The organism is Paraburkholderia ginsengiterrae, assembly GCF_001645125.1.
Classification (GTDB): Bacteria; Pseudomonadota; Gammaproteobacteria; order Burkholderiales; family Burkholderiaceae; genus Paraburkholderia; species Paraburkholderia ginsengiterrae.
In genome coordinates, this window is record NZ_LXKA01000165.1 from 1 (window position 1) to 20557 (window position 20557).

The following is a 20557-nucleotide window of genomic DNA, read 5'->3' on the forward strand; positions in this document are numbered from 1 at the left end:
ATGCGCGGCGAGGACGGGGGGTGCGCGGCGGCTGGGACGGCGGGTCTGTATTCGGCGGTACATGGGCGGGGGTACGGCCAGGGCGGTGGGGGCCGCGGAGGCGGATATCGGCCGGGAGGGGCTGTGGGGCGACGAGGCGGGGGGAGTACCGCGGGAGGTGCGCTGGGCATGTGGGGGGGGGGGGGCGCGCGAGGTGGAGGGCGAGGCAGACGACCGGGGTGGGGTAGCACGCAGAGGGCGGGCTGAGGGGCGGCGCGCCGAGGGAGGGGGCGCCGGGGGGGTGGCGGAGGGGGGGGGTGGGCCAGGCGCGAGGCGGGGCGGTAAGGGGCGGGCTGGTCGTGAGCCAGGTTTTTACGTTGTACACCACGCCGGTGATCTACCTGTACCTCGACCGGCTGCGCGCGCGACTCGCGAGATGGTCAGCGCGCCTGCCGTGGAATCGCCGCGGCGAAGCACCCGAAACGAGCGCATGATGAAGACGACTTTCTCCGCCACACTGACCGGCGCGTTGCTGGCGTTGCCGGTGCTTTTTCTGGCCGGCTGCATGGTCGGCCCGGACTATCACCGGCCGCCCGTCGCCACGCCCGCCACATGGAAAGAACTGCCCGGCTGGACTGAGGCGCAACCCGCCGCCGAGAGCCCGAAAGGAAACTGGTGGACGGTATTCAACGACCCGCTGCTGGACGAACTCGAACCGCTCGTGTCGGTGTCGAACCAGACCGTGCGCCAGGACTATGCGAACTACCAGCAGGCGCTCGCTGAAGTACGGCTCGCGCGCGCCGCGCTGTTTCCGACCATCGGCGTGACCGGATCGGCGACCCGCGAACGGTCTTCAACAGGCAGCCTGAGCAGCAGCTCCAGCTTCGGCAATTTCCAGCGCGTGAACAACGCCGGCTCGCTCGAGGCCAATGCGAGCTGGGCGCCCGACCTGTGGGGCCTCGTGCGCCGCAACATCGAGGAAAGCGCCGCGACCGCGCAGGCGAGCCAGGCGACGCTGGCGAACGCCACGCTCTCCGAGCAGATCGCGCTGGCCAACGCGGTCATCAATCTGCGCGTGACGGATGCGAATATCGATTTGCTCACGCGTACCGTCGACGAATTCGGGCAATCGTTGCGCGTCGTTTCCGAGCAGGACAAGGCCGGCACTGTGCCGCCCTCCGATCTCGTCACCGCGCAGACGCAACTGGAGTCGGCCCAGTCGAGTCTGATTGCCTTGGGCGTGGCACGGGCCCAATACGTTCATGCGATGGCCGTGCTGGTCGGCAAGAATCCCGAAGAACTGGAGGTGCCGCACAACGTCAACCTGCCGACGCTGCCGTCCATTCCAGCCGGCGTCCCCTCCACGCTGCTCGAACGCCGGCCCGACATTACTACCGCCGAGCGCCAGATGGCGGCGCAAAATGCCGCGATCGGCGTGGCTGTCGCGGCGTATTACCCGTCGGTTTCGCTCTCGGCGCTGGACGGTTTCACGCAGTCGCCGTTGTCCGGTTTGCTGCACGTCGCCAACTATGTCTGGTCATTGGGCGGCCAGGCGAGCGAGACGCTGTTCGACGGCGGTCAGCGCAGTGCGCAGGTCGATGCCGCAAAAGCCGCGTACGACGCGGCGGTGGCCAACTACCGCGGCACGGTTCTGACAGCGTTCCAGGGCGTTGAGAACGACCTCGTGGGCTTGCGCGTCCTCGCGCAGCAAGCCGAGGTGCTGCAGCGCGCGGTCCGCGATGCGACGCGCGGAGCCGAGATCGCGCGCAATGAATATCAGGCGGGGACGGTCGACTATACGACGGTCGCAACAGCGCAGACGAATCAGTTGAACCTTCAGCAGACAGCATTGAACGTGCAGCAAACACGCTTGCTCGATGCCGCGTCGCTGATCGGTGACCTGGGAGGCGGCTGGTCCAGCAGCGAGCTGGTCGATCCTCGTCAGCAGAAACAACTGAAGGTGTTGCCCTAGTCCGGCGTTGCCGTTGCAACCGTCGGGCGGCGCATCTGCGCCTGTTTCATTCCGGCGTCGGCTCCGCTTCGAGCCCCGACCAGCTGACGCTCGACACCCCCTTCTCCATGCTCAGGCGACTAGCGATGCTCTCCAGCTTGGACTGGTCCTTCGGATGCAGTTTGAGCGTCGCGGTCACTTCGATACGTTGTGGGTCGCCCTCGTAGTCCTGGCTGGTCAGACTCTGGAATGACAGCGGCGCGGAAGACATTGAATTGGATAGTGCCGCGCGAATATGGATTTCGTCCGCTTCGCGGCAGACTACCGTCAGCGTGTATTCGCGTATGAGGTCGGCGGCCGATACCGGCGCGGTATTGATCGCGTGGCTGACTTCCCGCAGGACGGTATTCGTCAGCAGCACGATAGCGGTCCCGGCCACGGCGGGGCCGAAGTGCCCTGCCCCGCATAAAACGCCGACGGCGGCTGAACACCAGAGCGTAGCGGCCGTGTTGATGCCCTGAATCGCCCCCTTGTCGCGCATGATGACGCCGCCGCCAAGGAAGCCGACGCCCGATACGACGTAGGAGGCAATTTGCGTGACCCCGGTCGTGCCATTTCCCGTCAGCACCCCGAGGGTGACAAAGAGACAGGCGCCGCTGGCCACTAGGGTAATCGTGCGCAGCCCCGCGGTGCGCTGGCGCATCTGGCGCTCGAGCCCAATCGCCACCCCGCAGGCGAAGGCAGCGAGCAGCCGCAAAGCAAAGTCCAACGTCATGGCGCCCCTGTTCGTTTCGTATGGCAGGTGACCCGGTTTGCCGCTAACAGGAGGCAAACCGGGTACGACACGCGTCCTGCGTCTATTTTATTTGAGCACCATCATCTGCACGACCTTCACGACCACGAGTCCAACCGCCAGCACGAGGTAGCCGCGCAGCACGCCCATCCAGACGCGCTTGGCCAGCGTCAGATTCGGCGGCGGCAGGTCTTCCAGCGGCGGCATGCGCCACGTATCGCGAGCATTCTTCGGATACGTTTGCACCTCTGCCTCCGCGGTTTGGCGACGGAGTCTGCGGATCCCGGCGGTGCCGGCGAAGCCAAAGATGGCCAGCAGTGTTCCGCCGGCGAGCGTTTCCAGAATCGTTTCGCCGGTGATGTCCGGGTAGACGACCGAAGCGGTCAGAATGATGGACAGCATCACCAGCACCCAGATCACGGCGCCGGTGAACAGGTTGAGCCGCTTCGAGTTGACCCACGGACCCAGCACGGCCTTGTCGTTGCACAGCAGCAGCAGAAACACCGTGGCGCTAGGCAGCAGGACACCCGCGAGCGTCTGCACGGCTTCCGTCAGCAAACCAAGCGGGCTGCCCGGAATCAGCACCAGCGCTGCGGCGGCGGCCACAATGCCGAAGTAGACGATATAGAAACCCTTGGCGTCCGACACCGGACGATGCAGCGAGTGGCGAATCTTGAAGACGTCGCCAATGGCGTAGGCCGTGGACAACGACACCGCCGCCGCGCCGATGATGCAGGCATCGAGCAGTGCCACCGCGAAGAGCGTGGCCGAGGTGCGGCCCGCGTACTTTTCCAGCCCGCCGATCACGCCGCCTGCGTCCGTGAAATTGCCGAACTCGGGCTTGCCGGCATACAGCGCCGCGCAGAACGAAATCATCGCCACCGCGCCGATCAGCACGAACACAATGCCAATCCACAGGTCGGCCTTTTCGTACTTCATGAAGCGCGGCGTGATGCGCTTGTCCACCACGTAGCTCTGCTGGAAGAACAACTGCCACGGCGCGACCGTCGTGCCGACAATGCCGATGACGAGCAGCATCACGTCGCTCAGCTTCGAATGGGCGGGCCAGTTCGGGATGAGGAAATCGCGCGTCATCTGGCTAACCGGCGGATGAATCGACACCAGCACGGGCACCAGCAGCAGACTCATCACGCACAGCACCACGGCGAAGCGCTCGAACCGTCTGAAGTTGCCCGTACTGACCGCGGCCATGGTCAGCGCGGCCGCAATGCAGACGCCGAAAATCTTTGAAATGCCGAAGAAGTCGAGCACGAAGGTGATGCCGATGAACTCGGTCACGATGGTCAGCGCGTTCAGAATGAACAGGTCGACGACGCTGAAGGCGCCCCAGAACTTGCCGAAGCGTTCGAAGATGAGACGCGCGTGTCCGACACCGGTCACCGCGCCAAGGCGCAGCACCATTTCCTGATTGACGAACAGCACCGGCACGAGCAGCAGCATGGTCCACAGCAGCGTGGTGCCATAGTTCTGCCCAGCCTGCGTATAGGTGCCGAAAGCGCCCGCGTCGTTGTCGCCGACCATCACGATCAGCCCCGGACCGAGGATGGCGAGCAGCGTACGGAAACGCGCCCACCAGTTGGTGCGCGGCGCGGTGTCGTGGTGGGCGATGGTGCCCAAGGCCCCTTTGATGTCGCCAAGGTGCGCGGTGTCGAGCACGGCGCTGCGTGGCGGCGAAACGTTAGCTGGAGTGGCCATTTTTATGGTTTCCCTGATTCTGTTTGTTGAAAGGAAATTGCGCGGCTCCGGCATACGTAAAGGCGTGTACCGTCGACAGACAGCGTCGCTTGCGTATGACGGATAAGAGCGCGCGAAACTACGAAGCGTGCGAAACGAGCGATTTGAGGCGATGCCAGAATGCGGCGAACCCGTGCGGTTCACTGGCGTGCAACGCCAGCATGGCGTTGTAGTGCGTACGCGATTCTTCGACGTGCGGCAGATTAGAAAGAAGGAGTCCGAAGTTCATGTTATTTCTCCGAGCGTTTGGCTTGACGCGTTTTTGCGGAAAGCCAGCAGACACGGAGGCCGGGCATGCTATGCGCGCGGCGACGAACGTCTACTCGCTTTCCTTAGACAAAGGTAAAGGTGAGTGGCATAAGGGATAACTGTCACTGTCCGGCATGGCGGCTCCTTATCGGCGCTTGGCGCGCTTGGTGCGCGTGCTGCTGCCTGTTTGCAACGCACGTGCTGATCCACGCGTTGGCCCGCGCCTGTGATTCGAACAGGCGCGAACGAACGCTGCCGCGAGTGAACGCTCGCGACGCGATGCCATATGGACGAGCGTTATCGCTGCGGCCAGATGACGCTAATCAGGGTGCACGGAGAGAATGAACTGCGGCGCGCACCGTCTGCCTGCTGGCAAGACGGCGGCTGTGATGAGGGAGCGCGGACGTCCTGCCGGTCAGGCAGCGAAACTATTCGAAGGTCGACTACTGCAAGAGTCCAAGGCGTCAGCCCCATTTGTGAAGATTTTTAAATTTTAGGTGGCGCTTTTAAACGAAGTCAACAGAATTCGCTAAGCAGAGCAAATATTATTTCCGGAGCGTCAAATCTTTCGAAATGAAAGAATTAATGGCGGATGCCATCGCATCGATGCGGACAGCAACGTAGGGCGGGATTGTCGCTGCGACGAATGTGGCGGAAAAGTCGGCGTTCGGCATTTTTGCGCTTTTTTTACTTGCCGTTTGACACAAGTGCCGAATACAATCCGCCCCGTCTTATCAAAAGGAGTCCCTCGTGGACACATGCTCTAGTAGTGGAAGTCCGATGCCGGTCCATGCCGGCGTAGTCACCGCGAGATAGCCGCAGCAGGGTCACTCCTTCGCCGCTAACTCGCTTTGTTCGGGTTAGCGCGCTTCATCACCGACCGGCTTTCTGCCGGTCCGTCAGCAGCACGCTCCCTCTGTTTGACCGCTTTTCGCAACCGCGCTTGCGAGACGCCGTCACGTCTTCATACGTCGCCTGGCTTTGCCGGGCTGGACGGGAGTGAGCCTATGTTCTTCGCTTCGTTTGTTACCTATTTCAAGGGCGGATTTGCTGCCCCGCGCGGCGACACCGCCGCTGCCCGGCTGCTGCCATTGGGCGCTCGTGAAAACCTGGCCGTGCGCTTGACCGGCTATGCCGCGAGAGCCCATTTTCTCGTCGCGCCGTCCATCACTTCGACGACTGCCGCCCATGCCGGCGGCGTCCCGCAGTCGGCCCGCGCCCGCCGTTTCGCCACCGATCCGCTGCGCCGCGCCGGTAAAACCGTAGCGCGCGCCGCACTGCGCGTGGCCTATGCCGGCAGCCCGCTGACACCAACCGGCTACGCCATTCTGGCGCTGACGGTCGCCGCGGTCGCGCTGGTCGCGATGTTGTCCAGCTCGTCGCTTGGCGACGAGCTGGGCCGTGCGATGCGATTGAGCTGGTGGTTCTCCTGAATCGGGGCCGCATTCACGGTCCCGCCACACGTCTCGTGTCATATCCCTCGATGAGCAGATTCTCTCTGCCCTATAACCTGGCTGCCACTTGTTATGAAGAAAAACCTGAAGACCAAACTGCTGCTGTCCGGTGGCCCTCTCGGCCTGACCTGCGTGCTGTCCCTCGGCGTGGTGCCGCCCGCCTTCGCCCAGGCGGCCGGCGAGGGAACGCCCGCCGCCACGCCGGCTCAGAGCGAAGCGCCGGCATCCCCCGCCGGCACAGCTGACGCAGCCAAAGCGGACCAGGCGCCGCCGGCACCGACCGGCTTCTGGGACCGCTCCAACCTGTTCGGCGACATGGGCGGGCTGCGTCCGTGGCTTGGCAACTATGGGGTCACCTTCAACCTGTCGGAAACCAGCGAGTACCTGAACAACCTGTCAGGCGGGACGAAGCGCGGCGGCGCTTACGACGGCCTGACCCAGTTCGGCCTGGTGGTCGACACGGGTAAGGCCATCGGCCTGCCGGGCGGCACCTTCAACGTGTCGGGCCTGCAGATTCACGGCACCAACCTGACCCAGCGCAACCTGCAGACCCTGCAAACGGCGACCGGCATCGAGGCGGATGCGACGACGAGACTGTGGGAACTCTGGTACCAGCAGACCCTGTTCGGCGGCAAGGCCGACGTGAAGATCGGGCAGCAGAGTCTCGACCAGGAATTCATGACCAGCCAGTACGCCGCCACCTTCATGAACGCGACGTTCGGCTGGCCGGTGCTGCCATCCACCGACATGCCTGCGGGCGGTCCGGCTTATCCGTTGTCGTCGCTCGGGCTGCGCGTGCGGGCCACCCCCGCGGATGCGTGGACGGTGCTGGCCGGCGTGTTCGACGGCAATCCGGCGGGCAACGGGATTGGCGATCCGCAGAAGCTGAACGCGCACGGCACCAATTTCAACCTGCATGACAGCGCCCTGTTCATCGGCGAGGTGCAGTACGCGATCAACCAGCCGCCGGCCAACCCGTCGGACGCGAAACCCACAGGTTTGCCGGGCACCTACAAGCTGGGCTTCTGGTACAACACCGGCAATTTCGCCGATCAGCAGTTCGACAACACAGGGCTATCGCTCGCGAATCCGGCGAGCACCGGCGTGCCCCGCAGTCACCGCGGCGACTACAGCTTCTACGCGGTGGCCGACCAGATGGTCTGGCGTGCGGGCCCGGACAGTCCGCAATCGCTGGGCGTATTCGCCCGAATCATGGGCGCGCCTGGCGATCGCAACCTGGTCGACCTGGGGATGAACGTCGGCGTGACGCTGAAGGCGCCGTTCAAGGGACGCGACAACGACACCGTCGGGCTGGCTGTCGGCTACGCGAAGATTGGTTCACATGCGCAGAACCTGGCAAGCGACACGGCTGCGTTCACGCCGGGCTACCCATCGCGCAGCGCGGAAACCATCCTTGAAGCGACCTATCAGTATCAGGTCACGCCGTGGTGGCAGATGCAGGCAGACTTCCAGTACGCGTTCCGCCCGGCCGGCGGTATTCCGAACCCGGAGAACCCTTCGCAGCGCATCGGCAACGAAGCGGTTGTCGGGATTCGCACGGTCGTTACCTTCTAAGCGGTCTTGTCGAATTCGCCCGGCATCAAGCGCAAGAATATGCATAGGATTGCAAACTTGATTCGATGCCGGGCCGAGGCTCGACTACAGATGCAACCAGTACATCTCGGGAATGGCGCGGTCCTCTGCTGATAGATAGGGATTGTCGATCCAGATCAGCTTTCTGCCGCCCAGGTTAGAACGCTTCAGCCCGTTCTGGATATACGGGTGCGAGTTGAACAGCTTCAGATACGAGCCGTCGCGCCACGCGGCCGCGAAGCCGCGTGCGATCGTCGCAGCCAGCAGCGCGTGGTTCGGTGACACGTAGAAAAGAAAATCCGAACGATAGCCCAGCAGCAAACGGTTCTCGACGGCGAGGTGCGGCTCCGTCGACAGGTGCGAATCCAGTTCCGGATAGGCCTCGATCACGCCGCGCGGAAAATAGTCGACCCGCCGGCCTTCGAGCATGCGGAAGATCGTCTCGTAGGTGGAAGGCGTCTGCACGGGAAGCCCCGCGTTGCGCATGATGTCCGTGTCGATCCAGCCGAGGCCCTGCACGCCCGTCATCGACCGGAGGTCCTCGAGGGTGTCGATCCGGTCGAAATCCGCCTGACGGTCCTGCCGGATCAGAAACACCCGATATCCGATCAGGCCCCGGTGAATCGGAATATGCACGACATTCAACCCACGCTCGGCCCGAGCCTCCATGCTCGTCCAGTGCAGGTTGATCGTGTTTCCCGACGCGAGTTCGGCAAGCGCCCTGGTGCGCTCCATGACGATTTCGACCTGGCGCGCGGTATAGGACGCGTTGGCGGCCTTCATGGCGATATCGAGCGTCGCCAGTGCGAACGCCGCGTGCACGTCCCGGCCTGGCCGGATCTGCGGGTAGACGATTTCGAAATGCCCAGCCGGTGCGGCCCGAGCGGCGAGCGCCGCTCCCGCGGCACCCGCAGCCGCGAAGATAAAACGCCTGCGATGCATAGCAATACAGATGAAGAAAACCGGTCGTGCGGAGGGCTCGGGAGAAAGCGAGGCTAATCAGATCGTGGCACGGGCCGCGCCGCGAAAACAGCCCGGGCAAACCCGCTGACGGAAGGCTCACGACATGCCTACAGTATCATTTCCATTCCCGCCTGCTACTCCACGATCAGGCCGTGCCGGATCGCGTAACGGATCACCTCGGCGTTGTTCGAAAGGCCCAGTTTCTGCATCAGCCGCATCTTGTGCGTACTGATCGTTTTCGCGCTGAGCGAACAGGAGTCCGCGATGTCGTTGATGCTTTTTCCCGCCGCCAGCATTTGCAGCACCTGAAACTCGCGATCGGACAATACTTCGTGCGGCGCCATATCGCCGCGGTGCGTGTCGAACACCATCGCATCGACGAGTTTCGGGTCGATAAAACGCCCGCCGTCCGCGAGTTTGCGGATCGCCGCGAGCAGCACGTCCGGGTCGCTGTCTTTCGTCAGATACCCGGTTGCGCCGGCGCGCAGCGCGCGCGAGGCCACCTGTGCCTCATCGTGAATGCTCAGCACCAGGACCGGCAACGCCGGCTGCTCCGCGCGCACACGGCGGATCAGATCGACCCCGCTGATGCCGGGCATGGTCATGTCGAGCAGCAAGAGGTCGACGCTGCAGGTGCGCAGCTTGTCGACGACTTCCGCGCCTTGCGCCGCCTCCGCAGTGACGACGATATCGCTGGTGGTCGCGATGATCTGCCTGAGTCCGCCGCGGACAATGGCGTGATCGTCGGCAATGAGTATTCTGATCATGTTCTGCTGTCGCTCAGGTTACGCTCAGGTGTCGCCAACGAGCGGAATATGAATTGAAACCGTCGTGCCCGCGCCCGGCGCGCTGTCGATCGACAGCGAACCGCCAATCAGCCGCGCCCGCTCGTTCATGCCAAGCAGGCCATACGAATACGCCCGGCTCGCCGCCTGCTGGTCGAAACCGCAGCCGTCGTCGCGTACCTGCAGTTCGAGCTTTGCAGCGGTCGAAACCAGCGTGACGTCGACACGTGTGGCGTGCGCGTGCCGGGCGACGTTCGTCAGCGAGGCCTGCACGATGCGGAAAACCGCCGTGGCATAGGTGTCCGATAGCGTGGGTTCGCCACCGGCAATGCGCAATTCAGCCGCAATGCCGTTGCGCCGGATGAAGTCCTCGACCAGCCACTCCAGCGCCGACACGATACCGAAGTTCAGCGCCGCAGGGCGCAAATGGCTGGCGACATTGCGCACCATCCAGATCGTACCCTCGACCAGTCCGCGCATGTCGTCGGCTTTTTTGGCGGCTTCCGGGTCGTAGTCCAGACGCATCCTGAGCAATGACACATCCATCTTGAGCGCCGTCAGCAACTGGCCCAGTTCGTCGTGAATCTCCATCGCGATGCGTTTTCTTTCCTCTTCACGAATCGCCTCCATGTACGCGGACAGCTTTCGCTGCTGCTCGCGCGATTCGAGCAGTTCCTGCTCCATCTGCTTGCGCCCGGTGATGTCGTTCAGGCCGACGTAGATCGCCGGCGACTCGCCGTAAGTCGCGACCCGCGCGCTTGCCATTACCCAGAACCGTACTCCGTCAGGACGCTTGAACTGCAATTCGGTATTGCTCAGGCTGCCTTCTGTTCGCAGATGATGAACCAGATGCTCGCGCTCCATCGGGTTCACATAGAAGTCCGCAATGTTGGCCGCCATGCCGTCGTCCATGCCGAAGAGTGCTCGCAGAGGCTCGTTGGTGTACAGGATCTGCCCGTCGGGCATCGACGTGATGCACAGCGGCACGGGGCTTGTCTCGACAATCGCACGAAAGCGGGCCTCGCTCGCCTGCAGGCGAGCATCCGCACGCCGGCGCCCGTCGATCTGGGCCTGCAGTGTCGTGTTGGCGCGCGCGAGCTCTTCGGTGCGCAACGCCACGCGCCGCTCGAGATCGTCGCGCGCCTGCGACAGCGCGGCTTCCGTCTCCTTGCGCACCGACACTTCGGCGAGCAATTGCCGGTTCTGTTCGACGAGCCGCTTGTGCATGGCGCGCAACTCGAGATGAACGCCGACTCGCGCAAGCATTTCATCCACGCGCAACGGCTTGGTCACATAGTCGACGCCACCCGCCGAAAAACCCGCGACCCTGTCCTCGTCGCCCGTCAGCGAGGTCATGAAGATGACCGCGATATCGCGTGTGCGTTCATCCAGTTTCAACCGGCGGCACGTCTCGAATCCGTCGATTCCAGGCATCTTTACGTCGAGCAGGATCAGATCGGGCTGCGAAAAAGCAGCGCGCTCGAGTGCCTCGCCGCCGTCGAGCGCAACCAGCACGCGCACGCCACGCGCCTCGAGGCTGTCGACCACCAGCCCGAGATTGGCGGGCGTATCGTCGACGATCAGGATCGTGCCGGTCTGCACGACGGATGCGGCAAGATCGCTCATGGTGAGGTATTCCCCTCAAGATACCGCTCGACCAGCTGCAAGATCGCTTTCGACTGGTAAGCACGCGCCAGTTGATGGAGCCGCGCTGCGAACGCGGCATGCGACGGACTGCTCGCGGCGGTTCGCTCCGACCATTGCACGATGCCGCGCATATTGCCTTCGCGCGCAAGCTGATGCAGTTCGTCCATCATGTCGGCGGGCATTGCGGCGGGCAACGTCTCGAGCGCTCCGAGCGGTGCTTCCGGCTGCACCGCGGCGTAGATCCACGTCAGATCGAGCAGCGCCGCCATGCGCGCGAGCAGCACGTCGAAGTCGACCGGCTTGGCGATGAACGCGTTGGCGCCCGCGGCGAGGCTCTTCGCGCCATCCACGCCCAACGGCGTCGCCGATATCGCAATGATCGGCACGTCGGCGAATTCCGGCACCGCGCGCAAACGCCGCGTCACCTCCATACCGTCGATACCGGGCATCACGATGTCCGTCAGAACCAGATCGGGCGGGTCCGCCAGCGCGGCCGCGATGCCGTCGCCGCCGTTGTCCGCCTCGGCGGTGTCAAAACCGATGCGCGTCAGCAGTTCGACAACGACCGCCCGGTTGATCTGCACGTCGTCGATCACGAGCACCTTGAGGCGCGGCCCCTCGTAGCCGACGACGAGCGACGCGGGCCCCGCCGCGCTCCGTGCCACCGGCTCGTCAAAGGCAGGCGGCAACTCGAACCAGAATACGCTGCCCTGCCCCGCCAGGCTCTCGACGCGCAACTCGCCGCCCATCGCGCGCACGAACTGCCTGCTGATGGCAAGACCGAGCCCCGTGCCTCCCGTGCGGCGACCCGGGCCACCGGCCTGCTCGAACGGCAGGAAGATGGTCTCGTGATCCTCCGGCCGAATGCCGATGCCTGTGTCGTGCACCTCGAAGCGCACCGCGCCGCTGGCACCTGGGCCAATGCCAAGGCGCACGCTGCCGTGGTCGGTAAACTTCACGGCGTTCGACAGCAGATTGAGCAACACCTGGCGCAAACGGTGTTCGTCGGCTCGCACGCTGCCCGGCGCATCGGCGGCAACCGTGCAGTCGAAATCCAGTCGGCGTTGCTCCGCCTTCACACCGATGATTTCGCGGATGGAGTCGACGAGTCCCGCGAGCGGGACGTCGCCAATCTCAATGCGCAGCTTGCCCGCCTCGACCTTGGCGAAATCCAGCGTCTCGTCGATCAACGTCAGCAGGTGCTCCCCGCTTTGCTGGATCACGGCGACGCCGTTGCGCTGACGCGCGGACAACGTGTCGTCGCGCCGCAAGATCTGCGCGTAGCCGAGAATGCCGTTGAGCGGCGTGCGCAGTTCGTGGCTCAGATTGGCGAGGAACTCGCCCTTCGCGCGATTGGCCGCTTCCGCCGCGCGCCGGGCCTCGCGCTCCATCGCGGCCTCGCGTTCGTCGAGATACGCGCGGTGCAGCCGATTGCCCATTGCGTTAAAAGCCGACACCACGCGGTCGAGTTCGTCAGGATCTTTCGACGGCTTGCGTTGCAGCACGAACGGCCGTGGCGGCTCATGAAAGTCATAGTCGCTCACGCTGCGCGCGATCGCGGCAAGATGCCGCGTGACCAGCCGCGACAGGATATAGAACGTGAACAGCGCAACCAGAAAGGTGTTCGCGGCCTGGCTCACGAGTATCACGAGCGCGGTACGCATCAGATCGTGATAGAGGTTGGCCAGGGTCGCCTCGACATAGAGCGTGCCGATCGGCTCGACCTTGTCCTTCACGCGGTACATGATCGGAAATTCGCGCGCGACTGTCATGGTCGGCATGCGCTCGCCAACCGTCACCACCAGCAGCGAACCAGAGGTTCGGGACTCGCGGACTTCCGCTGCGCGGATATCGGCGAGACGCAGCATGCCTTCCAGTTCCAGCTTCACTTGCGGTTGATCGAGACGCCACAGCGCTTCGCCCAGGCTGTCGCGATAGCTGCGATCGATATCGACGAGCCGGTCCTGGATTTGCTCGATGCCATGTTCGTAGTCGCGATACAGTTGTAGCGCCGTCAGAATGAGCGTGATCGCACAGCTAAAAGCGAGCACCGTGGCGAGCAGGCGCAGCACGATGCTGCGCCGCACATCGCGCAGTCCATCCCACCCTGCATCGAGGCTGTCGAGCGCCATATCTCTCCGCGAGCACTGCCATTCTGATTGTTTTATTCTGCACTCACACCACAGCCCGGTCTACCGTGCGCCCTCTCAGGGTTTCAAAAGTCTGATGAAACCCGGCGCGCGTTTTCCGCTCGCCACTATCCAAAGGTCTCGGGCACCTCGCCTTCGGCCCGCAGCCGGACCGTGCGCGCCGGCCGCTCGATCAGTTCGTCGATCAGATCGGCCATTTCGCAAAGTATCTGAAAGTCGTCGTCATCGAGATGATCCGCGTGATAGCGCCGCAGATCGTGCATGGTTTCCCCGAGCCGCCGCACCGCGTGGGGCGTGCTGTTGATCATCGGCCAGCAGTGCATCAGGTACGCCAGCGGCGTCACATTGCGTGATTCGCACCACGCGTCGAACAGGCGCAGACAGATCGAGTTGATCTGCTCCACGACGTTCTCGCGTTCGGACAGATAGGTAATCATCACGTGTCGGCCTGGCATGCGTTGCGATGGTCCATCATCAGCGAGCTGTTTTTTTGACGCAGTCAGCGCACACTGGAAACCGGCGTGCGACATCCTGATTTACGTGTCAGGAAATCCTGAATGCGGTTTGCCCAGCACCGGCAGTCCGGATCCGCGAAAATCCTTGCAGAACGCCGCGCGCGCCGCCTTGTTGTCGGGAAATCCTGACCGTGTAAATCAGCCGTTCCTGAACACACATTCCGCCGCAGCCGATTGGACCCGCGCCCGGGTGCCGCTAGCATCGGTCCATCGGGTATGGGGGGTGCTACCGTGGCGGCCAATACATCACTGCGTTTTCAGATAGAGAAACTGGTGGGCTCCACGCGCGCACCGTCGGCACGAGTACGGTTGCTGGCCCGCTCGCGCAGCGGCGAGATCAGGCGCGTCTGCGTGCAGATCGAGCGGCCAACGGGATCATTCTCACTCTTTTTCTTTCGCCATGCCGACGGCACATGGCGCATTTTTCCGCCGAGCCAGCGCCGCCCCGAGATGGGAATTGGCCGCGAAGCCGCATAATCGACACACCATTCGAGGAGACGCGCATGCATGACGATGCTTCGAACGCTCTGCCGCAATACGTGATCGATCTGCGTGCATGGATGAGCGACTGGTACGACCATGCTTTCAAGGCGGGCTTCGTTCACCCGCCGTTCCGGCTTGATGAATCGATCGCCGGCCGGCTGGAAGGCTACTTCAAGGCGGGGTTGACGCCCGCCGAGGGCGCCATCGCGTTTTTTGGCGTCGTGCATTGAGGTTAGTGTGATGCGATTCGAAGAGTTCGACCTGCGGTTGACCCGCATGCTGCAGTCGCTTCCAGCGGGGACGATCGCGGAGTTGGCCGATTGCTGGATCGCATGGTGGGACGGCGCGTGCACGATGTACGCCCGGATCGGCGCCGACGGCCGCCCTGCCGGGAGGCACGCGTCGGATCTGGTCGGCGAGTGGGAACAATGGCGCGACTGGCTCGCGGTATGGATCGACGAGCCGCGGTTTAGTACGCGATGAGCGGCCGTCCTCTGGAGGCATCCTCGCCAGCAAAACTTTCCCTATGGCCGTGCCGTCACGCGGGTTTCGTCGCCCCACACGACATTGCATCATCATCCATCCGCACCGCGATTCAACCAACCCTCTCGCCTGTCCAGCAGCCTTGTCGATCTGCATGATGTTCTCAAAGTGAGATCGGCTCATCTGCATTTGCTGTTGGACATGGCAATGCAACAGGACAATTCTATGCGTCATAAAGACGTGTCGACTGAGTCGAGCGTCACCTGCATCGATATCACCTGATATCGCGATTTTTCAGGGAGCACGCTGGATGTCTGCTTTATTTACCCCTTTCAACCTCAAGGACGTATCGCTGCGCAACCGCATTGCTATTCCGCCGATGTGCCAGTACAACGCCGTCGACGGATTGATCACAGATTGGCATCGCGTGCATCTTGCCGGACTCGCGCGCGGTGGCGCCGGCCTCGTCATCGTCGAGGCGACTGCGGTGTCGCCGGAGGGTCGAATTACGCCGGGCTGCACCGGCCTCTGGAACGACCAGCAGGCACAGGCTTTTGCGCCCATCGTCGCGTCAATCCGCGCGGCCGGCGCGGTGCCCGGCATCCAGCTCGCTCATGCAGGTCGCAAAGCCAGCTCGAACCGGCCGTGGGAAGGTGGCGACCACATCGCTGCAGGAGATCCTCGCGGCTGGCGGACCATCGCGCCGTCGTCCATCGCATTCGGCGACCATCTGCCGCGAGTGCCCGCGGCAATGACGCTTCAGGACATCGTCCGCGTACGCGAGGATTTCGTCGCGGCCGCGAAACGTGCGCAGGCCGCCGGCTTCGAATGGCTCGAACTGCACTTCGCACACGGCTATCTCGGCCAGAGCTTTTTTTCGGCGCACTCGAACCAACGGAACGATGCCTATGGCGGCAGCCTCGATAACCGCAGCCGTTTTCTGCTGGAGACCCTGGCGGCGGTGCGCGATGTATGGCCTGAACACCTGCCGCTGACCGCCCGTTTCGGCGTCATCGAATACGACGGACGCGACGAGGAGACCCTCGCCGAATCCATCGAACTTGCAAAGAACTTCAAGCGTGCGGGTCTGGACATGCTGAGCGTCAGCGTAGGCTTCTCCACACCGGCAGCTCAAATTCCGTGGGCGCCCGCATTCCTCGTGCCCGTTGCCGAACGCATACGTCGCGAAGCGCAACTACCTGTTGCATCGGCGTGGGGCATCGATACGCCAGAACTCGCAAACCGGTGCGTCGAAAATGGACAGCTCGACCTCGTGATGGTGGGGCGTGCGCATCTTGCCGATCCTCATTGGGCGTATTCAGCCGCGCGCAAGCTCGGGATCGATCGGGCGTCGTGGACACTTCCCGCACCCTACGCTCATTGGCTCGAAAGCTATGCGGTTACTGAGTAAGCCGCGGCGTCTCCGAGGCAGTTGACGTCCGCTGAGTTTAGGCAAGAAAGATGGCTGTCACGTCACCGCGTCAATCATTGAATCGCTCGTCGAATGCGAAAGGGCACTGAGGTGTCGGCTGGCAACTCCGCCGTGGAAGTCGTGGAATGCTCGAATGACTCCCCCACCCGGTTCCCTGACGAATCCTCCAGTTCAGCATTAATCACGATTGCGTAGTCACCAGGGATCCATGGCTTGCTTGGCACCATAGACCACCGCGTTTCACCGCGTGACAGTGTGACCTTGCCAGGCACGCGTCGACCATCAGGTCCCGCGATGGCTACCATGTCACGGCCCATCGCGTCGATCGGCTTGCCCAGCATCACGGATAGTGGCGCGCGTGTGCCGGCCCGCGGCGGATTGATCATCCAGCGGCTGGGAGCAAGTGGCGTCGTATTGCTTGCTGTCACGTTCCACCTTGCGATCTGCTGCCCTTTGAGCGTAAGCCGGATGTGCTCGCCGGCAACGAGCGCGCGACCCAAAGTGTCATGTGCGACAAGTCCCGTCTTGACCCGACCAGGTTGAAGCAGGACGGTCAGAGTAAGGTCGTCGGGCGACCACAACTCCTGCTGATCGAACGGGTTATCAACGATCGTTCCGTCGTCACGGAGGAGTTGCAGGCTCGGAATCACCGGCTGTGTTGGCCGTTCTGCGAAAACGATGGACAGCCGCAACAGGTTTTCCGGCAACGACGCGCACGACGGTCGTACTGCAATTACGGTCTGCGCCGTGGCTTGACTGCTAGCCACGGCGCAAGCAATTGCCAGCGATACGGCAAGGGGAAGCAACTTCATTGTCAGTAGATCTTGAATGGGCTCGTGTAGCCCTCTTCCTGCATGAGTTGCTTCTCTACCGGTTCAATGACGTTGGTCTCGAATCCCGGCGGATATTGGTATCCTGGGAACGCATACTCTGAAACGTAATCCGAGCTACGAAAGAAGTACGATTTGTCATACGTCACGAGTTGCGTTTTGTTCCACTCGACGTTGTCGCGCAGAGCGACAACGTATTGGTCGCTCAGGTTATCGATTCGCTTGACCCCTGATAAGGGCAAGGCCTCTGGTTGAATGCCCTGTATCTGCCCGAACGGAACCCACTGAGTCAGCCCCGATCCGGCATTCGCGTTCGCGATGGTACTGACCGGCATCAAGTCTGCGCTGCGCTCGTAGTTGGTCAGGAGAATATTCGTCGTTGTGCCGCTCTGTCCCGTACTGCTGAAAGAGATCATATCTGACGGTGTATTTCCGAAGCCAAGTTCAGCGATCGTTTTACCGCGTACGTGCGCGCCATCAACCAGCGCATCGAGTGGAATCGTCACGAGCGGCGTACACATGTATGCGGCAACGAGATAGGACGTGCCATTGAGATTAGCAAATGTCATCGTGCGAATCGGGGCACGTGTTTCGACCTGATTGTGGGTAGTGTGATAAATCTCGATTGACGTCAGGCTTGGATTCCCGTCGAATGGGTAACGCATCCGCCACAATGATGATGCAAAGCTCTGGTTCGAGAGTCCGGCAACGAATAGTTCATTGCCGTTCCATCGCATGTCAGTGACCGTCATGCTGCGTTCGGGAATTTTCCCCCAGAATGCTACGTTAGCGGTCGTCGCATTCTTTAACGTAATGTCGGTCGCGCCGGCCGCATTCAAATCGATATTTCGCACCGAGCCTTGTGAAGTGACCTCAGCGATCGCCGGGATACCTGTTGGTCCAAATTCGTATGCGACGTAGACCAATCCCGTTCCTGGGCGCACCTTCATGTCGGCAACTCGAACCGCCGCCCCACCGACTGCCCTCGAGAGCAATAGGGCGAGGTCGTCGATGTTATATGGACTTGCAGTCACAGCCGGCGCGGCAGGCAACCGGATAGCCTCGATGCGCGATGCCCGCCAATCGGCGACAAACAAAACGCCATTGGGACCAAATTCTATTCGAGAAATTGAACTGACGTTGGTCCCGTATGCATGGGTCATGATTACCGCGCTCACAATTGCGGTGGCTACTTTCTTAACACGCATGGTTTGTCTCCTTCCAAGGTACGACTCAAATCGAGCCGACGGTGCACGCCGCGTGCAGCTATTGGGTTACGCCTCCATGTTGAGCAAAATGCGCGTAGCCACCTTCAACCAACGCCTCAATTAGATTTCTCTCACGTGTTTCGCCGAGCGGCATGAGCGGTACTCGTGTATTCCGCCATGTAGGCTCCGCGTAGCGGTGAGCGAGCACGGCCTTGATAGCGGGAATAAGGGGGAAAGACTCGACAATCTGCCGTCTGCGGGTAATCCCAGCTTGAAGTGAATCAGCTGCCGCCGAACGCCAACCCAGGTAGGCCCGTTTTATCTCGCGCGCATTGATGTTTCCCGTCGCCGAGATGCAGCCAACCGCACCAACTCGCAGGCCGTCCAACAGGAAAGATTCGGAGCCAGGAAAAACTCTCAAAGAGGGAAACGCATCGATAACCGCTCGCGTATTCTTGAAATCTCCGGAACTATCCTTGAGACCCGCGATGACGGAGCCATACCTTTTCAGCAATCGCTCGATCAGGAAAAGGCTGAACCCAACCTGCGCTACCGGAGGGATGTGGTAGAGATATACCCGCAAACCCTTTTCGCCAACGCGCTCAATCAGTTCGCTGAAGTATGTGAACAGCGCTTCATCATCGACAGCCTTATAGTAAAAAGGAGGCAGCACCAGAACCCCCGCGCAGCCGGCCGTAACCGCGGCCTTGGTCAATTGCACCGCATCGGCGATGGAACACGAGCCTGTGCCGGGCATGAGTTGCTCTGGACTGGTGCCTTTATCGATCAGAAGATTTAGCAGATCGAGACGTTCAGAAACGCTCAGCGAATTGGCTTCGCTGGTAGTACCCAGAATTGCCAGACCGTCGGCTCCTTCAACTATCAGGTGCCGGCAATGCTCCACAAACAATGAACGATTGATTTGCCCATCGGCTAGAAACGGGGTCGTAGCGGGTACCCATACCCCTCCGCACAGCGTACTCATGATCTAACCTCCAGTAGTTTACTTCGCAAATACCCTGATTTCTCACGCGGGGATGACGGATTAGATGGCGTTTCCTCAGACCCACTGATATAGCTTTGCTGGATTACTCGAGAACAAGGCTTGCTGTTGAGCCCGCTCAGGCATCCAATCAGTGACGGCATCCAACAGGTCAGCGTCGTGAGGCATTGGCCCCTTCACCATGACGTGCGGCCAATCGCTTCCCCAAACGAGCCGCTCCATGCAGTGCTTCGCCAGCCTGCGCGCAATTAGCGCGGCCGTATCGTAGGGCGGCTCTTCGAGACCGATGCGATAGGAACCTGTTACCTTGGCCCAGGCGCGACCGGACTGAAGAAGCGCCAGCATGGCTGTCATTCCCGGATGATCGGGATCGACGCCCCGCGAGAGGTACCCCATGTGACCAAAGACGATGGGCACCTCAAGCGAACCGAGTTCCTCATCAAGGTTTGGATATCTGTCCACGTGGACGAGCAGTTCCAGATGCCATCCCAAGGGCCAGATGCGTTCTTGCAGCCTAAGTAACGCCTGTATAGGTAGATTAGAGCTGGGGGACTTTACATCTACGAGGTTGACTCGAACCCCCTTAACTCCGACCGCATCCATATCTCGCAGTTCGCCAATCGACTCTTTACCACTCAGGACGACAACTCCACGTGCCGCATTACCGAGGCTTTGAAGAGCTTCCAGCAGCGCGCTGTTGTCAGAGCCATAGACGCTTGGTTGGACAAGCACGCAACGGGTCAAACCCAAGCTACTTTGAAGAGGCAAGTAGTCCGCCAGGAGGCAGTCCGGCGGCGTATAGATACGTTCAGTACTGTAGGGATAGCGGGCTGACGGTCCCAGGATATGGAGATGACTATCGCACGCATGGGCCGGTAGCGCGGCACGCGGCACTACCAGGTTAGTCAGAGGTCCAGCACATTGGGGCGCACTATCGCCAATTGAGTTCATATAAAGCGATTCGACAAAGGTTTGCATTATGATTTTCTTGGGCGTGGCGTGACCTTATGACCTATCGCCCTTGGTTCCGACTCGGCCGAAAAGACGTCACACAACATGCTCTAACGTGCGGCGCATCAAGAATGAAACTGAGCAACGTGTTCACTTAACGATATAAATGAACCAGAGATGGCCCTGCACTTTATGTAGTAATTCATATCAATATCAAACTTAGATTAGGTGCTTTTTGCCATACAGAGAGATCGCATCATCTATCTTCTCTTCATGTAGAAAATGATATAAGCTGAAACCAACCGCAGGAAGCTGCAATTACCTCTAACCCTA

The 20557-nt window shown here is 61.6% G+C and carries 20 protein-coding genes and 1 pseudogene; 8 read left to right on the top strand and 13 right to left on the bottom strand.

All coding sequences use genetic code 11. From position 1 onward, the window contains the following. Window positions 1-338: 338 nt before the first annotated feature. Both A6V37_RS42815 and A6V37_RS13000 read left to right on the top strand, forming a co-directional pair. Window positions 339-473: a hypothetical protein gene (locus A6V37_RS42815; RefSeq protein WP_279616161.1), complete on the top strand. Its 135-nt coding sequence runs from the start codon at window positions 339-341 to the stop codon at window positions 471-473. Beyond that, window positions 470-1951 carry an efflux transporter outer membrane subunit gene (locus A6V37_RS13000; RefSeq protein ID WP_064265695.1) on the top strand — a complete coding sequence of 494 codons (1482 nt, stop codon included), beginning with the start codon at window positions 470-472 and terminating at the stop codon, window positions 1949-1951. Before A6V37_RS42815 ends, A6V37_RS13000 begins: the two co-directional genes overlap by 4 nt. Before the next feature lie 46 nt (window positions 1952-1997). Here A6V37_RS13000 and A6V37_RS13005 read toward each other — a convergent pair whose 3' ends face one another. The 3 genes from A6V37_RS13005 to A6V37_RS41335 form a co-directional block, all read right to left on the bottom strand. Then, window positions 1998-2705: an MgtC/SapB family protein gene (locus A6V37_RS13005; RefSeq protein WP_064265696.1), complete on the bottom strand. Its 708-nt coding sequence runs from the start codon at window positions 2703-2705 to the stop codon at window positions 1998-2000. An 87-nt stretch (window positions 2706-2792) separates the two neighbouring features. After that, a complete protein-coding gene (locus tag A6V37_RS13010; protein WP_064265697.1) occupies window positions 2793-4439 on the bottom strand; it encodes an NRAMP family divalent metal transporter in 1647 nt (548 codons plus the stop codon). Window positions 4440-4557: 118 nt separating this feature from the next. Continuing rightward, window positions 4558-4707 carry a hypothetical protein gene (locus tag A6V37_RS41335; RefSeq protein WP_165614398.1) on the bottom strand — a complete coding sequence of 50 codons (150 nt, stop codon included), beginning with the start codon at window positions 4705-4707 and terminating at the stop codon, window positions 4558-4560. Window positions 4708-5734: 1027 nt separating this feature from the next. Here A6V37_RS41335 and A6V37_RS13015 point away from each other — a divergent pair. Next, complete coding sequence (locus A6V37_RS13015) at window positions 5735-6160, top strand: hypothetical protein (RefSeq protein WP_064265698.1); 426 nt, start codon at window positions 5735-5737, stop codon at window positions 6158-6160. 93 nt (window positions 6161-6253) lie between these two features. Then, a complete protein-coding gene (locus A6V37_RS13020; protein ID WP_064265699.1) occupies window positions 6254-7756 on the top strand; it encodes a carbohydrate porin in 1503 nt (500 codons plus the stop codon). Window positions 7757-7840: 84 nt separating this feature from the next. Here A6V37_RS13020 and A6V37_RS13025 read toward each other — a convergent pair whose 3' ends face one another. The 5 genes from A6V37_RS13025 to A6V37_RS13045 all read right to left on the bottom strand — a co-directional run bounded on the left by A6V37_RS13025 (window position 7841) and on the right by A6V37_RS13045 (window position 13756). Then, entirely contained in the window at window positions 7841-8716 is an 876-nt protein-coding gene (locus A6V37_RS13025; protein ID WP_064265700.1) for a type 2 periplasmic-binding domain-containing protein, read from the bottom strand. A 155-nt stretch (window positions 8717-8871) separates the two neighbouring features. Continuing rightward, window positions 8872-9504 carry a response regulator gene (locus A6V37_RS13030; protein WP_064265701.1) on the bottom strand — a complete coding sequence of 211 codons (633 nt, stop codon included), beginning with the start codon at window positions 9502-9504 and terminating at the stop codon, window positions 8872-8874. Between the two features lie 24 nt (window positions 9505-9528). Continuing rightward, window positions 9529-11148 carry a hybrid sensor histidine kinase/response regulator gene (locus tag A6V37_RS13035; RefSeq protein WP_064265702.1) on the bottom strand — a complete coding sequence of 540 codons (1620 nt, stop codon included), beginning with the start codon at window positions 11146-11148 and terminating at the stop codon, window positions 9529-9531. After that, window positions 11145-13301 (bottom strand): hybrid sensor histidine kinase/response regulator, encoded by a 2157-nt coding sequence (locus A6V37_RS13040; RefSeq protein WP_064265703.1) that lies wholly within the window; start codon window positions 13299-13301, stop codon window positions 11145-11147. The genes A6V37_RS13035 and A6V37_RS13040 overlap by 4 nt, the downstream gene beginning before the upstream one ends. A 125-nt stretch (window positions 13302-13426) precedes the next feature. Beyond that, window positions 13427-13756, bottom strand: a complete 330-nt coding sequence (locus A6V37_RS13045; protein WP_064265704.1) for a hypothetical protein — start codon at window positions 13754-13756, stop codon at window positions 13427-13429. A gap of 309 nt (window positions 13757-14065) precedes the next feature. Here A6V37_RS13045 and A6V37_RS42290 point away from each other — a divergent pair, with 309 nt between their 5' ends. The 3 genes from A6V37_RS42290 to A6V37_RS13060 are packed head-to-tail and all read left to right on the top strand — an operon-like array spanning window position 14066 to window position 14800. Beyond that, on the top strand, window positions 14066-14311 hold the full coding sequence (locus A6V37_RS42290; RefSeq protein WP_242665724.1) for a hypothetical protein: 246 nt from the start codon (window positions 14066-14068) through the stop codon (window positions 14309-14311). 26 nt (window positions 14312-14337) lie between these two features. After that, entirely contained in the window at window positions 14338-14547 is a 210-nt protein-coding gene (locus A6V37_RS13055) for a hypothetical protein (RefSeq protein WP_064265706.1), read from the top strand. Window positions 14548-14557: 10 nt separating this feature from the next. Continuing rightward, on the top strand, window positions 14558-14800 hold the full coding sequence (locus A6V37_RS13060; protein WP_064286045.1) for a hypothetical protein: 243 nt from the start codon (window positions 14558-14560) through the stop codon (window positions 14798-14800). Here the strand turns inward: A6V37_RS13060 and A6V37_RS43150 are convergent. Continuing rightward, a pseudogene (locus A6V37_RS43150) lies at window positions 14801-14896 on the bottom strand (DNA-binding transcriptional regulator KdgR); the annotation flags it as partial. Window positions 14897-15110: 214 nt separating this feature from the next. On the opposite strand from A6V37_RS43150, the gene A6V37_RS13065 reads away from it, so the two are divergent. Continuing rightward, window positions 15111-16211 carry an NADH:flavin oxidoreductase/NADH oxidase gene (locus A6V37_RS13065; RefSeq protein WP_064265708.1) on the top strand — a complete coding sequence of 367 codons (1101 nt, stop codon included), beginning with the start codon at window positions 15111-15113 and terminating at the stop codon, window positions 16209-16211. A gap of 74 nt (window positions 16212-16285) precedes the next feature. Here A6V37_RS13065 and A6V37_RS13070 read toward each other — a convergent pair whose 3' ends face one another. The 4 genes from A6V37_RS13070 to A6V37_RS13085 all read right to left on the bottom strand — a co-directional run bounded on the left by A6V37_RS13070 (window position 16286) and on the right by A6V37_RS13085 (window position 20251). Beyond that, a complete protein-coding gene (locus tag A6V37_RS13070) occupies window positions 16286-17044 on the bottom strand; it encodes a hypothetical protein (protein WP_064265709.1) in 759 nt (252 codons plus the stop codon). Between the two features lie 2 nt (window positions 17045-17046). Beyond that, on the bottom strand, window positions 17047-18270 hold the full coding sequence (locus tag A6V37_RS13075) for a hypothetical protein (protein WP_064265710.1): 1224 nt from the start codon (window positions 18268-18270) through the stop codon (window positions 17047-17049). A gap of 58 nt (window positions 18271-18328) precedes the next feature. After that, window positions 18329-19255, bottom strand: coding sequence for a dihydrodipicolinate synthase family protein (locus A6V37_RS13080; protein WP_064265711.1), 927 nt, complete (start codon window positions 19253-19255; stop codon window positions 18329-18331). 75 nt (window positions 19256-19330) lie between these two features. Beyond that, window positions 19331-20251, bottom strand: coding sequence for an amidohydrolase family protein (locus A6V37_RS13085; protein ID WP_082902579.1), 921 nt, complete (start codon window positions 20249-20251; stop codon window positions 19331-19333). Window positions 20252-20557 lie beyond the last annotated feature (306 nt).

What these genes read in the sequence shown, in the direction of transcription:
- A6V37_RS13020 (WP_064265699.1), top strand. Translation starts at nt 6,254, where the DNA reads ATGAAGAAAAACCTGAAGACCAAACTGCTGCTGTCCGGTGGCCCTCTC.
- A6V37_RS13075 (WP_064265710.1), bottom strand. Translation starts at nt 18,270, where the DNA reads ATGCGTGTTAAGAAAGTAGCCACCGCAATTGTGAGCGCGGTAATCATG.
- A6V37_RS13000 (WP_064265695.1), top strand. Translation starts at nt 470, where the DNA reads ATGATGAAGACGACTTTCTCCGCCACACTGACCGGCGCGTTGCTGGCG.
- A6V37_RS13015 (WP_064265698.1), top strand. Translation starts at nt 5,735, where the DNA reads ATGTTCTTCGCTTCGTTTGTTACCTATTTCAAGGGCGGATTTGCTGCC.
- A6V37_RS13030 (WP_064265701.1), bottom strand. Translation starts at nt 9,504, where the DNA reads ATGATCAGAATACTCATTGCCGACGATCACGCCATTGTCCGCGGCGGA.
- A6V37_RS13065 (WP_064265708.1), top strand. Translation starts at nt 15,111, where the DNA reads ATGTCTGCTTTATTTACCCCTTTCAACCTCAAGGACGTATCGCTGCGC.
- A6V37_RS13070 (WP_064265709.1), bottom strand. Translation starts at nt 17,044, where the DNA reads ATGAAGTTGCTTCCCCTTGCCGTATCGCTGGCAATTGCTTGCGCCGTG.
- A6V37_RS13010 (WP_064265697.1), bottom strand. Translation starts at nt 4,439, where the DNA reads ATGGCCACTCCAGCTAACGTTTCGCCGCCACGCAGCGCCGTGCTCGAC.
- A6V37_RS13035 (WP_064265702.1), bottom strand. Translation starts at nt 11,148, where the DNA reads ATGAGCGATCTTGCCGCATCCGTCGTGCAGACCGGCACGATCCTGATC.
- A6V37_RS13080 (WP_064265711.1), bottom strand. Translation starts at nt 19,255, where the DNA reads ATGAGTACGCTGTGCGGAGGGGTATGGGTACCCGCTACGACCCCGTTT.
- A6V37_RS13040 (WP_064265703.1), bottom strand. Translation starts at nt 13,301, where the DNA reads ATGGCGCTCGACAGCCTCGATGCAGGGTGGGATGGACTGCGCGATGTG.
- A6V37_RS41335 (WP_165614398.1), bottom strand. Translation starts at nt 4,707, where the DNA reads ATGAACTTCGGACTCCTTCTTTCTAATCTGCCGCACGTCGAAGAATCG.
- A6V37_RS13025 (WP_064265700.1), bottom strand. Translation starts at nt 8,716, where the DNA reads ATGCATCGCAGGCGTTTTATCTTCGCGGCTGCGGGTGCCGCGGGAGCG.
- A6V37_RS13055 (WP_064265706.1), top strand. Translation starts at nt 14,338, where the DNA reads ATGCATGACGATGCTTCGAACGCTCTGCCGCAATACGTGATCGATCTG.
- A6V37_RS13005 (WP_064265696.1), bottom strand. Translation starts at nt 2,705, where the DNA reads ATGACGTTGGACTTTGCTTTGCGGCTGCTCGCTGCCTTCGCCTGCGGG.
- A6V37_RS13060 (WP_064286045.1), top strand. Translation starts at nt 14,558, where the DNA reads ATGCGATTCGAAGAGTTCGACCTGCGGTTGACCCGCATGCTGCAGTCG.
- A6V37_RS13045 (WP_064265704.1), bottom strand. Translation starts at nt 13,756, where the DNA reads ATGATTACCTATCTGTCCGAACGCGAGAACGTCGTGGAGCAGATCAAC.
- A6V37_RS13085 (WP_082902579.1), bottom strand. Translation starts at nt 20,251, where the DNA reads ATGCAAACCTTTGTCGAATCGCTTTATATGAACTCAATTGGCGATAGT.